The organism is Halopseudomonas aestusnigri (assembly GCF_002197985.1).
GTDB classification, from domain to species: domain Bacteria; phylum Pseudomonadota; class Gammaproteobacteria; order Pseudomonadales; family Pseudomonadaceae; genus Halopseudomonas; species Halopseudomonas aestusnigri.
In genome coordinates, this window is the sequence record NZ_NBYK01000001.1 from 123786 (window position 1) to 137098 (window position 13313).

At 62.0% G+C, this 13313-nt stretch carries 9 protein-coding genes; 7 read left to right on the top strand and 2 right to left on the bottom strand.

Annotated elements, in window-relative coordinates:
- Positions 1-58 precede the first annotated feature (58 nt).
- The gene (hisC, locus tag B7O88_RS00635; RefSeq protein ID WP_088273253.1) at positions 59-1114 is read left to right on the top strand and encodes a histidinol-phosphate transaminase; all 1056 of its coding nucleotides are present in this window, start codon (positions 59-61) and stop codon (positions 1112-1114) included.
- Here hisC and B7O88_RS00640 read toward each other — a convergent pair.
- Positions 1111-2229: a S1C family serine protease gene (locus B7O88_RS00640; RefSeq protein ID WP_088273254.1), complete on the bottom strand. Its 1119-nt coding sequence runs from the start codon at positions 2227-2229 to the stop codon at positions 1111-1113. The two genes, hisC and B7O88_RS00640, sit on opposite strands and share 4 nt — an antisense overlap.
- 159 nt (positions 2230-2388) lie before the next feature.
- On the opposite strand from B7O88_RS00640, the gene B7O88_RS00645 reads away from it, so the two are divergent.
- From B7O88_RS00645 to tadA, 5 genes are all read left to right on the top strand, one after another.
- The gene (locus B7O88_RS00645) at positions 2389-3147 is read left to right on the top strand and encodes a Nif3-like dinuclear metal center hexameric protein (protein ID WP_088273255.1); all 759 of its coding nucleotides are present in this window, start codon (positions 2389-2391) and stop codon (positions 3145-3147) included.
- Between the two features lie 298 nt (positions 3148-3445).
- Complete coding sequence (cysD, locus tag B7O88_RS00650; protein ID WP_088273256.1) at positions 3446-4348, top strand: sulfate adenylyltransferase subunit CysD; 903 nt, start codon at positions 3446-3448, stop codon at positions 4346-4348.
- 83 nt (positions 4349-4431) lie between these two features.
- Positions 4432-4674: a four helix bundle protein gene (locus tag B7O88_RS00655; RefSeq protein WP_328587502.1), complete on the top strand. Its 243-nt coding sequence runs from the start codon at positions 4432-4434 to the stop codon at positions 4672-4674.
- Between the two features lie 148 nt (positions 4675-4822).
- Entirely contained in the window at positions 4823-6730 is a 1908-nt protein-coding gene (gene cysN, locus B7O88_RS00660) for a sulfate adenylyltransferase subunit CysN (protein ID WP_088273257.1), read from the top strand.
- Positions 6731-6753: 23 nt separating this feature from the next.
- Positions 6754-7212: a tRNA adenosine(34) deaminase TadA gene (gene tadA, locus B7O88_RS00665; RefSeq protein WP_235005695.1), complete on the top strand. Its 459-nt coding sequence runs from the start codon at positions 6754-6756 to the stop codon at positions 7210-7212.
- A gap of 399 nt (positions 7213-7611) precedes the next feature.
- On the opposite strand, the gene mltF is transcribed toward tadA, so the two are convergent.
- Positions 7612-9054, bottom strand: a complete 1443-nt coding sequence (gene mltF, locus B7O88_RS00670; RefSeq protein WP_088273895.1) for a membrane-bound lytic murein transglycosylase MltF — start codon at positions 9052-9054, stop codon at positions 7612-7614.
- Positions 9055-9211: 157 nt separating this feature from the next.
- On the opposite strand from mltF, the gene purL reads away from it, so the two are divergent.
- Positions 9212-13108, top strand: a complete 3897-nt coding sequence (purL, locus tag B7O88_RS00675) for a phosphoribosylformylglycinamidine synthase (RefSeq protein WP_088273258.1) — start codon at positions 9212-9214, stop codon at positions 13106-13108.
- Positions 13109-13313 lie beyond the last annotated feature (205 nt).

Sequence of the window (13313 nt, forward strand, 5' to 3'; positions counted from 1 at the left end):
CGCCGGGGTTGGCTTGAAGCTTGCGGCTTGTCGCTTGTAGCTCAATCGAGGATTGCCCGTGAGTCGTTTCTGGAGCCCCTTCGTCAAGGACCTGGTGCCGTATGTGCCGGGTGAGCAGCCCAAGGTCGAAAACCTGGTCAAGCTCAATACCAATGAAAACCCCTATGGCCCGTCGCCGCTGGTGGTGGATGCCATTCAGGCTGAGCTGAATGACAGTCTGCGTCTGTATCCGGCGCCGAATGCTGATGCCCTGAAAGACGAGATTGCCCGCTACTATGGCGTGCAGCCGTCCCAGGTGTTTGTCGGCAATGGTTCGGATGAAGTGCTGGCGCATATCTTTCATGGCCTGTTTCAGCACGGCAAGCCGGTGCTGTTCCCGGACATTACCTACAGTTTCTATCCGGTCTACTGTGGCCTGTACGGGATCGAGTCTGCGCCGCAACCGCTGCGCGAGGACTTCACCATTGATCCGGCCGATTACCGTCAGGCCAATGGCGGCATCATTTTTCCCAACCCCAATGCGCCTACCGGGGTCGGTCTGCCGCTGGCTGAGATTGAGGTCATTCTGGCCGCCAATCCGGATTCGGTCCTGGTGGTGGATGAGGCCTACGTCGATTTCGGCGGCGATACCGCAATCAGCCTGGTGGATCGCTATCCGAACTTGCTGGTAACCCAGACGCTTTCCAAGTCGCGCTCTCTGGCCGGGCTGCGGGTCGGTCTGGCTGTGGGGCATGCTGATCTGATCGAGGCGCTGGAACGTATCAAGAACAGTTTCAACTCCTACCCGCTGGATCGTCTGGCGATTGTCGGGGCGGTTGCGGCATTCAAGGATCAGGCCTGGTTTGATCAGACCCGCAAGGCGGTGATGCGCAGCCGCGATGCGCTGAGTGCAGCGCTGACCGAGCGTGGGTTCGAGGTGCTGCCGTCACAGGCCAACTTCGTGTTCGCCCGCCACGGCAGCCGCGATGCTGCCGAGCTGGCCCAGGGGCTGCGTGAGCAGAAGGTGATCGTGCGTCACTTCAAGCTGCCGCGTATTGATCAGTTCCTGCGTATCACGATTGGAACTGAAGCGCAGAACGCCGCACTGCTGGCGGCGCTGGATACCCTGCTTTAGGTCCTGAACGACGGGCGAACCCCGACTTCCGCCGTGAAGCTCGCGGGTTCGCCGTTGCGCAGCACGTCGAGTCGAATGCTGTCGCCGGGTTTGGCGCGGGCCACCTGGTTCATCGCCTGACGGCCGCTGGTTGCCGGCTCGCCATCGATCTTCAGAATCACGTCGCCCGGCAGCAAGCCGGCATTCCACGCGGGGCCATTGCGGTACAGGCTGGCCACCACGATGCCCTGACTGACATCCAATCCGAACGACTCGGCCAGCTCAGGTGTCAGCGGCTGCACTTCTACTCCCAGCCAGCCGCGGATCACATGACCGTGCTGGATGATCGCCTGCATCACTTCAACCGCCAGCCTCACCGGAATGGCAAAACCGATACCCTGCGCTGCGCCCGATTGGGAGAAGATCGCTGTATTGATACCGATCAGATTGCCTTCGGCGTCGACCAGTGCGCCACCGGAGTTGCCCTGGTTGATGGCCGCATCGGTCTGGATAAAGTCTTCGTAGGTGTTGAGGCCCAGCTGGTTACGGCCGGTGGCACTGATGATGCCCATGGTGACCGTCTGGCCGAGGCCGAAGGGGTTGCCGATGGCCATGACCACATCACCGATACGCTGCTCGTCACGGGAGTCGATGGTGATGGCGGGCAGGTTTGGCAGGTCGATCTTGAGTACCGCCAGATCGGTCTCAGGATCGGTGCCGATCAGGGTGGCAAGTGCTTCGCGACCGTCCTTGAGTGCAACCAGAATTTCGTCGGCGCCGGCGATCACGTGATTGTTGGTCAGCAGGTAGCCATCCGGGTTGAGGATCACCGCCGAGCCCAGACTGGACTGGCGACGGGCCGGCGCGGGCAGGCTGTCGGCATAGTCGCGCAGTGAGCCGTCGACACCGGGTTCGACTGCCTTGCTGGTATAGATATTGGCGACGGCAGGTGAGGCGCGCTCCACGCCGCGGCTGTAGGACACCAGCCCCATGTTTGAACGCTGCGCTGAAACCTCACGCAGGACGATGTCGTGGGCGGGCAGGCCGATCCATTGCGGGAATTGCTGAATGATCAGCAGGGCCAGCAGGATACCGCAGACAACCGGCCACCCCATCGAGCGTAACAGTGCGTTCATCAAACCCCTACCCGTCATCTGTGCAGGCCGTTGCCGACCGGTGTGAGCGGCATTATACGGGCTCGTACCGGATTCTGCAGGGCATTGGTGACATCCTTGTAACCGTTCGGCGGACGCCGGACAATGTGGCCTTTTCCCGCTGACTCCACCGGAGGCACCATGGTTGATCGCGACGCGCTGATTCGCTACTGCAACGAGCTGCTTGATAGCGGCAGCTTTCAGGATTACTGCCCCAACGGGCTGCAGGTTGAGGGGCGTACCGAGATTCGTCGTATCGTCAGCGGCGTGACTGCCAGTCAGGCGCTGGTTGACGCCGCGGTAGAGGCCCAGGCGGATCTGCTGCTGGTGCATCACGGCTATTTCTGGCGTGGCGAGTCAGCCGCCGTTGTCGGTGTCAAACAGCGCAGACTCAAAGCGTTGTTGCAGAACGACATCAATCTGGTGGCTTACCATCTGCCACTGGATGTGCACGCCGAGCTGGGCAATAACGTTCAGCTGGCGCGGCTGATGGGCTGGCAGATCAGTGGCGGTCTGGAGCCGAACAACCCCCGATCGGTTGGGCTGACCGGCGAGCTGGCCGCGCCGTGCGCGGGCGAGGAGCTGGCCGCCCTGCTGGCCGCCCGGCTGCAGCGTGAGCCGCTGTTTGTGGCCGGCCATGATCGGCCGGTCAAGCGCATTGCCTGGTGCACCGGCGCGGCGCAGGGCTATATCGACAAGGCCATCGCCCTTGGCGTCGATGCCTTTATCACCGGCGAAGTCTCCGAACCAACGGTACACGCCGCCCGCGAAAACGGCATCCACTTCTACGCCGCCGGCCATCACGCCACCGAACGCTACGGCGCAAAGGCGTTGGGCGAACACTTGGCCGCGACGTTCGGGCTGGAGCATCGGTTTATCGATATTGATAATCCGGTGTAGGCAGCGCGTAGCGCTGAGCTACAAGCTTCAAGCTGCAAGCTTCAAGCAAAACCCTCACGGTCGCGTAGCGCTGGGTTTCGGTTGTGGAGGGGCGAGGGTGAAAAGAACTTCAGGAAGCGCCGGACGACCCAGTCGCGGCACTCACCCTGATTACGCTTGCCGCTTGCCGCTGCTTTTTTTCATATCCATATAGCCGAAGGTTCTTGATCGGCTGCTTATTATAAGAAACTCCCTTTGCTACAATGCCTGCCAGTCGAATCGGGCCGTGCGGCCGCTAGCCATTCAACGTGAGTACACCATGCTGGAAAAACTGACCCATCTGAAGCAACTGGAAGCGGAAAGCATCCACATCATTCGTGAAGTGGCTGCCGAGTTCCAGAACCCGGTCATGCTCTATTCGATCGGTAAAGACTCCGCCGTGATGCTGCATCTGGCGCGCAAGGCGTTCTATCCTGGCCGTCTGCCGTTCCCGGTTTTGCACGTGGATACCGGCTGGAAATTCCAGGCGATGTACGAGTTCCGCGAAAAGATGGTCAAGGAAATGGACCTCGACCTGCTGGTGCACATGAACCCGGAAGGTGTTGCCCAAGGCGTTAACCCCTTCACTCATGGCAGTGCAGTGCACACCGACGTGATGAAAACCCAGGGTCTGAAGCAGGCGCTGGACAAGTACGGCTTTGACGCGGCCTTTGGTGGCGCGCGCCGTGACGAAGAGAAGTCCCGTGCCAAGGAGCGCGTGTACTCCTTCCGTGACAAGCACCACCGCTGGGACCCGAAGAACCAGCGCCCCGAGCTGTGGAACATCTACAACGGCAAGGTGCACAAGGGCGAAAGCATTCGCGTGTTCCCGCTGTCCAACTGGACCGAGCTGGACATCTGGCAATACATCTATCTGGAAAGCATTCCGATTGTGCCGCTGTACTTCGCCGCCGAACGTCCGGTCGTTGAATACAACGGCTCACTGATCATGGTCGACGACGACCGCATGCCGCTGGATGGCAAGACCCCGGAAATGAAAATGGTCCGTTTCCGTACCCTGGGCTGCTACCCGCTGACCGGCGCCGTCGAATCCAGCGCCGCCACGCTGCCGGAAATCATCCAGGAAATGCTGCTGACCAAAACCTCCGAGCGTCAGGGCCGCGTCATCGACCATGACTCCGCCGGCTCGATGGAAGAGAAGAAGCGGCAGGGCTATTTCTAAAGCCGCAAGCTTCAAGCAGCAAGCGACAAGCTGAGCTGAGTCGCGTTGGAGGGCTGCTTGAGCAGGCAACATGGAGGTTGCTGATGGATTTCGAACGGCTTGAAGTGTGGCAGCGTGGAAAGGCGTTGTCTGTTGCCATGTACAGAGCGCTGGCAAACTGCCCCGATTACGGGTTTCGGAACCAGCTGACACGGGCCGCGCTGTCTATTCCCAGTAATATTGCCGAGGGGATGGAACGTGGAGGCAACGCCGAGAAGCGGTATTTTCTCAGCGTCGCCAAGGGCTCATGCGCTGAGGTGCGAACCCAGTTGATGGTGGGGCAGTAGATAGAGTTTCTGGAATTGACACTGGCCACACACTGGATCAGTGAGACCCGCGAGCTGTCGCGCATGCTGACAGGCTTGATTAACCGAATTACCGAATAGCTGCAGGGGCCGCTTGTCGCTTGCAGCTTGCAGCTTGGAGCTTTGATAGATGTCGCATCAATCCGATCTGATCAGCCAGGACATCCTGGCCTACCTGAGCCAGCACGAACGCAAGGAACTGCTGCGCTTTCTGACCTGCGGTAACGTCGACGACGGCAAGAGCACGCTGATTGGGCGTCTGCTGCACGACTCCAAGATGATCTATGAAGATCACATGGAAGCCATCACCCGTGACTCCAAGAAGTCCGGTACCACCGGTGAGGAAGTGGATCTGGCGCTGCTGGTTGATGGTCTGCAGGCCGAGCGTGAGCAGGGCATCACCATCGACGTTGCCTACCGCTACTTCTCCACCGCCAAGCGCAAGTTCATCATCGCCGATACCCCCGGCCATGAGCAGTACACCCGCAACATGGCGACAGGTGCCTCTACTTGTGACCTCGCGATCATTCTGATCGACGCCCGTTACGGCGTGCAGACCCAGACCAAGCGTCACAGCTTCATTGCATCCTTGCTGGGCATCAAGCACATCGTGGTTGCGGTCAACAAGATGGACCTGATGGACTTCGATCAGACCGTCTACGACAAGATTCGCGAAGACTATCTGCAGTTCGCCAGCGGGCTGGAACTGCTCGACGGTGACAAGGTGCAGTTTGTGCCGATGTCGGCGCTCAAGGGCGACAACGTTGTAAACCGCAGCGAGCGCAGCCCCTGGTACACCGGCCCGTCGCTGATGGAAATTCTCGAGACCGTCGAGATCGCCAACGATCGCAACACCACCGACCTGCGCTTCCCGGTTCAGCTGGTAACCCGCCCGAACCTGAACTTCCGCGGCTTTGCCGGCACCATTGCCTCGGGTGTGGTGCGCAAGGGCGATGAGCTGACCGTTTTGCCGTCCGGCAAGGGCAGCCGCGTCAAATCCATCGTCACCTTTGACGGTGAGCTGGAAGAAGCCGGGCCAGGTCAGGCAGTCACCCTGACGCTGGAAGACGAAATCGATATCTCCCGTGGCGACATGCTGTGCCACGCCGACAATCGCCCGCTGATCGGTGATCAGTTTGAAGCAACGCTGGTGTGGATGGCCGAGCAGCCGATGCAGCCGGGCCGCAAGTACGACATCAAGCGCGCTACCAGCTACAGTCCGGCGTCCTTTACCCGTATTCAGCACCGTATCGACGTGAACACCATGGAGCAGCAACCCGCTGCCCAGCTGGCGCTGAACGAGATTGGCCGGGTACAGGTTGCCCTGGAACGTCCGATTGCCTATGACGACTATCAGACCAACCACACCTCCGGTGCATTCATCGTCATCGACCGCATGACCAACGGCACTGTAGGCGCGGGCATGATCGTCGCCAAGGCGCAGGATGGCCAGAACACCACGGGTGGTCACCATGGCCGTCTGGCCCACGTAACGGCGACCGAACGGGCCGAGCGCTTTGGTCAGGAGCCGGTTACCGTCCTGTTCACCGGTCTGTCCGGTGCAGGCAAGAGCTCCATCGCCTACGCGCTGGAACGCAAGCTGTTTGACGCTGGCCGTGCCTGCTACGTGCTGGATGGCAAGGTCCTGCGTCAAGACCTGAGCAAAGGTCTGGCGATGGACGCTGCCGGCCGTGCAGAGAACCTGCACAAGGGTGCACGTATTGCGCGTCAGATGAACGAAGCGGGCCTGATTGCCATCGGTGCATTCGTCGCGCCGACCGAGGAAAGCCGCGCCACCGCGCGTCACATCCTCGGCGACCGCTGCCTGTTGGTTCACCTGAACACCCCGCTGGAGGTCTGCCAGCAACGTGACCCGTCCGGTATCTATGCGGCCAACGTCGAAGGCACCATTCCCGGTGTGTCCTTCCCGTATGAAGCGCCGACCGATGCCGATCTGGTGCTCAACACCGCCGAGCTGGATCTGGAAGGCTGCGTGGAGCAGGTGGTTGGCCTGCTGCGCGAGCGCAAGCTGATCTGATCGGTTGTTGAAAGGGGCTCGCCATGACGCCAGCGGATATCGACTTTATGCGGCTGGCGCTGGCCGAAGCCCGGCTGGCTGCCGAGCGGGGCGAAGTCCCGGTCGGCGCCGTGCTGGTTCAGGATGGCAAGGTGATCGGCCGGGGTTTCAACCAGCCGATCACCAGTCTTGATCCCAGCGCCCATGCCGAGATGGTTGCCATCCGCCAGGCCGCAACGGCCCTGCAGAATTATCGCCTGCCCGGCACCACCCTGTACGTCACCCTCGAACCCTGCACCATGTGCTCCGGCCTGTTGATTCACAGTCGCATCGCACGTCTGGTTTACGGTGCCAGCGAACCGCGTGCCGGCGCCGTCGCCAGCCGCAGCCAGGTGCTTGATCAGCCATGGATGAACCACCGCATTCAGGTTGAGGGTGGGGTGTTGGCCGAGGAGTGTGGGGCGCTGTTGTCGGCGTTTTTCAGGGATAGGCGTAAGGCGTAGCCACAAGCTGCAAGCCTTAAGCTGCAAGCAAAACCCGTGCGGTGTTGAATCGCGCGGGTTTTTTTATGGTTCTTTGCTGCGTGGCGGTGCGCGCGAGGTGTTTCATCCCATTCGTCGGCGACCTTCCTGTAGGGCGGACAAAGCCAAAGGCGTGTCCGCGAGGGTGGCATCAAGCCGGCAAAATACGTTGAGCCTCGGCACTTGCGGGAACGCGGCGGACACGCTGCGCTTAGTCCTCCCTACGGGCCGACGATGTGTCTCGGTGTTGTCAGGCGGAGGCGTCTCCGCCAGGGTGGCATCAAGACGGCACCAGGCTATGACCACCCACTTCGCGGCTTAGGTGGTTTTGCTTTTAGCTTGAGGCTTGCAGCTTATAGCTTGCAGCTGTGTAGCGCTGCGCTACACCCCATCCGGCAACTGCTCGAGAATCCCCGGTGCGTGATATTGCTCGGCGGGTTGCTGGCGTGATTCGGATTGAGGTTGGGTGACCCACTGCAGGATGTCGTAGTAGCGACGGATGTTCTGTACGTAGTGCACCGGTTCAGAGCCGCGGGCATAGCCGTAGCGGGTTTTGCTGTACCACTGCTTTTTCTGCAGCAGCGGCAGAAAATCCTTCACGTCAATCCAGCGATTCGGGTCGCGGCCGCCCTCGGCGGTCAGCTTGCGGGCGTCATCGAGGTGGCCGAGGCCGACGTTGTAGGCCGCCAGCGCAAACCAGGTGCGGTCCGGCTCCGGAATGTCCGCGGGAATCTGGTCGCGTACCCAGATCAGGTAGCGGGCGCCGCCGTTGATGCTTTGCTGCGGATCAACCCGGTTGGTGACGCCGACAAACTTGGCGGTCGGCAGGGTCAGCATCATCAGGCCGCGTACGCCGGTTGCCGAGCGGGCGTCCGGATCCCACAGCGACTCCTGGTAGCTCATCGCGGCTAGCAGGCGCCAGTCCAGACCGTTCTGATCGCCGGCCTGGCGCAGATAGGTCTCGTAGCGCGGCAGGCGGGTCTGCATGTGGGTGGCGAAGGCGCGGGCACCGACGTAATCGAGTACGTCGGAATGGCCGTAGAAACGCTCGATCAACTGGTCCAGCGTGCCGTCGTCCTTGATCGCGGCGAAGAAGCCATTAACCGCATCCAGCAGCGTGGTATCGGTATATTCGCGCAGCGCCCAGGCCATCGGCTGGCCATCGCCGAGGTCAAAGGCCACGCTGACCGCCGGATAGAACGCCTGATTGACGACCAGTTCGTTGGAGTAGACCACCGCGCTGTCGATCTCGCCGTCGTTGACCATGCGCAGCAGGTCGACGACTTCCACGTTGTCGGATTCTTCGAAGGTCAGCTCCGGGTGGCTGGCCTGCAGCTCCCGTAACTGGTCAGCCAGGGTACTGCCCTTGAGTACCATCAGGCGCTTGTCGTACAGATCTTCAATGCTGCGCGGTTTGCGACTGCCGCGGCGATAGACGACCTGCGGAATGACGTCGAGATACGGCGTGGCAAACCGGACCTGTTCGCTGCGCGCCGGGTTGACCGTCAGCCCGGCTGCAGCCAGCTGCGGGCCGTCGGCATCAGCAAGCTGGTGGTAAAGGCTGTCCACGGTGTCGGCGGTCTGCATGTCCAGTGACACGCCCAGGCTGTCGGCAAAGCGCTTGGCCAGCTCATACTCAAGACCGGTATCACCGTTACGATCCTGGTAGTAGGTGGTAGGCGTATTGCGGGTGATTACCCGCAGTGAACCGGCCTCCTGAATCTGCTCCAGTTGACTGCTTTGCTCACAGGCGGCCAGCAGAACAGCGCAGAGCGCGGTGGCCAGAGCCTTGAAACGGGGAGGGTGAAAGGCTGGTCGATGCATGGCGCCAGTATAGGCAAAAGCGCGGTGCGGCAATAGTCGCCAGCGCAATCGGCACGGCTGGTCGGGTGACTGCGCTCGGCATGGCTCAACAAGCCCGCTTGGGGTATCCTATGCGCCTCTTTTTTCCCACTGTTCGCATCCCGAGGCCGATACCGACATGCATATCCTGCGTGGAGCCCCAGCCCTTTCCGATTTTCGTCGTACCAAGTTGCTCGCCAGGCTGCAAGGCCGCCTTGCCGGAGTGACCGGGGTGTACGCCGAGTTCATGCATTTCGCCGAGCTGAGCAGCGAGCTGGACGAGCAATCCGCACAGGTTCTTGATCGTCTGCTGCGCTACGGCCCGTCTGTTCCGGTCGAAGAGCCGGCCGGCGAGCTGGTGCTGGTGGTGCCGCGCTTCGGCACTATCTCTCCCTGGTCCAGCAAGGCAACCGATATCGCCCGCAACTGCGGTCTGAGTCAGGTGCTGCGTCTGGAGCGCGGTATCGCCTATTACGTCAGTGGTCAGCTGTCCGCCGCCGACCGCGCGACGCTGAAAGCCGAACTGCACGACCGCATGACCGAGCTGGCGCTGGACGATCTGCAGGCTGCGGCGCCGCTGTTTGCCCACACCGAGCCCAAGCCGTTCCAGCGTGTCGACATTCTGGCCGGTGGCCGCGACGCCCTGGTTGAGGCGAACAGCAGCCTCGGTCTGGCGCTGGCCGAAGACGAGATCGACTATCTGGTCGAGAGCTTCACCGGCCTTGGTCGCAACCCGAGCGACGTCGAGCTGATGATGTTCGCCCAGGCCAACTCCGAGCACTGCCGTCACAAGATCTTCAATGCCAGCTGGGATATCGACGGTCAGGCGCAGGACAAGAGCCTGTTCGGCATGATCAAGAACACCTATCAGATGCACAGCGAAGGCGTGCTGTCGGCGTATAAAGACAACGCGGCTGTGATCGAGGGCTTCACCGCCGGCCGTTTCTTCCCGGTGCCGGGCAGTAATGAGTACCGCGCTCATGAAGAGCCGGTGCACATCCTGATGAAGGTGGAAACCCACAATCACCCGACCGCGATTGCCCCGTTCCCGGGCGCGTCTACCGGTTCCGGTGGCGAGATTCGTGACGAAGGTGCTACCGGTATCGGCGGCAAGCCGAAGGCCGGCCTGACCGGTTTTACCGTGTCCAACCTGCGTATCCCGGGCTTCGTTCAGCCGTGGGAAGAAGACAACGGCAAGCCCTCGCGCATTGTTACCCCGCTGCAGATCATGATCGAAGGCCCGCTCGGTGGTGCTGCGTTCAACAACGAGTTTGGTCGTCCGAACCTGAACGGCTACTTCCGTACCTTCGAGACCACCATTGACTCGCCCCGTGGCCCGGAAACCCGTGGTTACCACAAGCCGATCATGATCGCCGGCGGTATGGGCAACATTCGTGCGACTCACGTCGAGAAGTCTGACATTCCGGTTGGCGCCAAGCTGATCGTGCTGGGCGGCCCGGCGATGCTGATTGGTCTGGGCGGCGGCGCGGCGTCTTCCATGGCTACCGGCTCCAGCGCCGAGGATCTGGACTTTGCCTCCGTGCAGCGTGAGAACCCGGAAATGGAACGCCGCTGTCAGGAGGTCATCGACCGCTGCTGGCAGCTGGGTGACAAGAACCCGATCGCCTTTATCCACGACGTGGGCGCGGGCGGCCTGTCCAATGCCTTCCCGGAGCTGGTCAACGACGGTGGTCGCGGCGGCCGTTTCGAGCTGCGCAATGTACCGAACGACGAGCCGGGCATGAGCCCGCTGGAAATCTGGTCCAACGAATCCCAGGAACGCTACGTGATGGCCGTGCCGAACGCCGATTTCGAGCGTTTCGAAGCCATCTGCCAGCGTGAGCGTTGCCCCTTCGCCGTGGTTGGTGAAGCGACTGAAGAACAACTGCTGCTGCTCAACGACAGCCACTTCGACAACCAGCCGGTCGATATGCCGCTGTCGGTTCTGCTCGGCAAGCCGCCGCGCATGCACCGCAGCGTCGAGCGTGAAGCGGAGCAGGGCGACGACTTCAGCGCCAACGAGCTGAACCTGAGCGATGCTGCCGAGCGCGTACTGCGCCTGCCGGCGGTGGCCAGCAAACAGTTCCTGATCACCATCGGCGACCGCAGCATCACCGGTATGGTCACCCGCGACCAGATGGTCGGCCCCTGGCAGGTGCCGGTGGCTGACTGTGCCGTCACCTCCACCAGCTTCGACGTCAACACCGGTGAAGCCATGGCCATGGGTGAGCGCACGCCGCTGGCGCTGCTCAACGCCCCGGCCTCCGGGCGCATGGCGGTTGCCGAGACCGTGACCAACCTGGCTGCCGCGCGTATCGCCAAGCTGTCCGATATCAAACTGTCGGCCAACTGGATGTCTGCTGCCGGTCACCCGGGTGAAGACGCGCGCCTGTACGACACCGTCAAGGCAGTCGGCATGGAGCTGTGCCCCGAGCTGGGCATTACCATTCCGGTCGGCAAGGACTCCATGTCCATGAAGACCCGCTGGGATGAAGCCGGCAAGGAGAAGTCGGTTACCTCACCGCTGTCGCTGATCGTTACCGGTTTTGCCCCGGTACAGGACGTGCGCGCCACCCTGACCCCGCAACTGCGTCTGGATCATGGCGCAACCGACCTGATCCTGATTGATCTGGGCCGTGGCCAGAACCGCCTGGGCGGCTCGGCGCTGGCGCAGGTCTACAACAAGATCGGCCAGCAGGTGCCGGATCTGGACGACGCCGAAGACCTCAAGGCCTTCTTTGCCGTGATCCAGGGCCTGAACCAGGACGAGCTGCTGCTTGCCTACCACGACCGCTCCGACGGCGGCCTGTTCACCACTCTGACCGAGATGGCCTTTGCCGCCCGCTGTGGCCTGAACATCAACCTCGACGTACTGGCGCAGGACGCCAGCACACTGGCCGAGGTGCTGTTCAACGAAGAGCTGGGCGCGGTCATTCAGGTATCCCAGGACGACACCGAGGAAGTGCTGGCGCAGCTGTCTGCCGCCGGTCTGGGTGACTGCAGCGCGGTGATCGGCCAGCCGAGCAGCGAGCAGAACATCCGCTTCGAGTTCAACGGCAAGCCGGTGCTGGAGAACACCCGCGCGGTCTGGCAACAGGCCTGGAGCGAAACCAGCTGGCAGATTCAGCGCCTGCGTGACAACGCCGAGTGCGCCGATCAGGAATTCGAGAACATCGCCGACGACGCCAACCCGGGCCTGCACGCGCTGCTCAGCTTCGACATCAACGACGACGTTGCCGCACCGCTCATCAGCAATGGTGTTCGCCCGCGTGTCGCCATTCTGCGCGAGCAGGGTGTCAACGGTCAGGTCGAGATGGCGGCAGCTTTCAACCGCGCCGGTTTCAGCGCGGTCGACGTGCACATGAGCGATATCCTCAGCGGCCGCGTTGACCTGACCGACTTCCGCGGTCTGGTCGCCTGCGGCGGCTTCTCCTACGGCGATGTCCTCGGCGCCGGTGAGGGCTGGGCCAAGTCGATTCTGTTCAACAGCATTGCCCGTGAAGCCTTCACCGCGTTCTTTGCCCGCCCGGACACCTTCGCCCTTGGCGTGTGCAACGGCTGCCAGATGCTCTCCAACCTGCGTGAGCTGATTCCGGGCAGCGACCACTGGCCGCGCTTTGTGCGCAACCGCTCCGAGCAGTTCGAGGCGCGGGTTGCCATGGTTGAAGTTCAGCCCTCGCCGTCGATCTTCCTCAGCGGTATGGTTGGCAGCCGTCTGCCGATTGCCATCGCCCACGGTGAAGGTCATGCCGAGTTCGCCAGCAGCGCCGCCGTTGATGCCTGTGAAGCTGCCAACGCCGTAGCCCTGCGCTACGTCGACAACCGCGGTCGCATGACCGAGCGCTACCCGGCCAACCCGAACGGCTCGCCGCGCGGCATCACCGGCCTGACCACCCGCGACGGTCGCGTCACCATCATGATGCCGCACCCCGAGCGCGTGTTCCGCGCGGTGCAGAACTCCTGGCATCCGGATGACTGGAGCGAGGACGGCGGCTGGATGCGCATGTTCCGCAACGCCCGTGTGTGGGTCGGCTAAACGACCGCTGCACCATCAACAGCCCCGGCCTCGCGCCGGGGTTGTTGTTTATGCGAAGCTGTTTTGCCGCTGTGACTGCGGCCAGATACACCTGCGCCCTACCGCAGGGGCGCTGAATGCCGCGCCCGAGCGCCGTCTGACTGCCGCGCAGCGTTTCGGGGGATAGACAGCCCATTACGCCCTGCAATAGTCTTGAAGCAGGAAA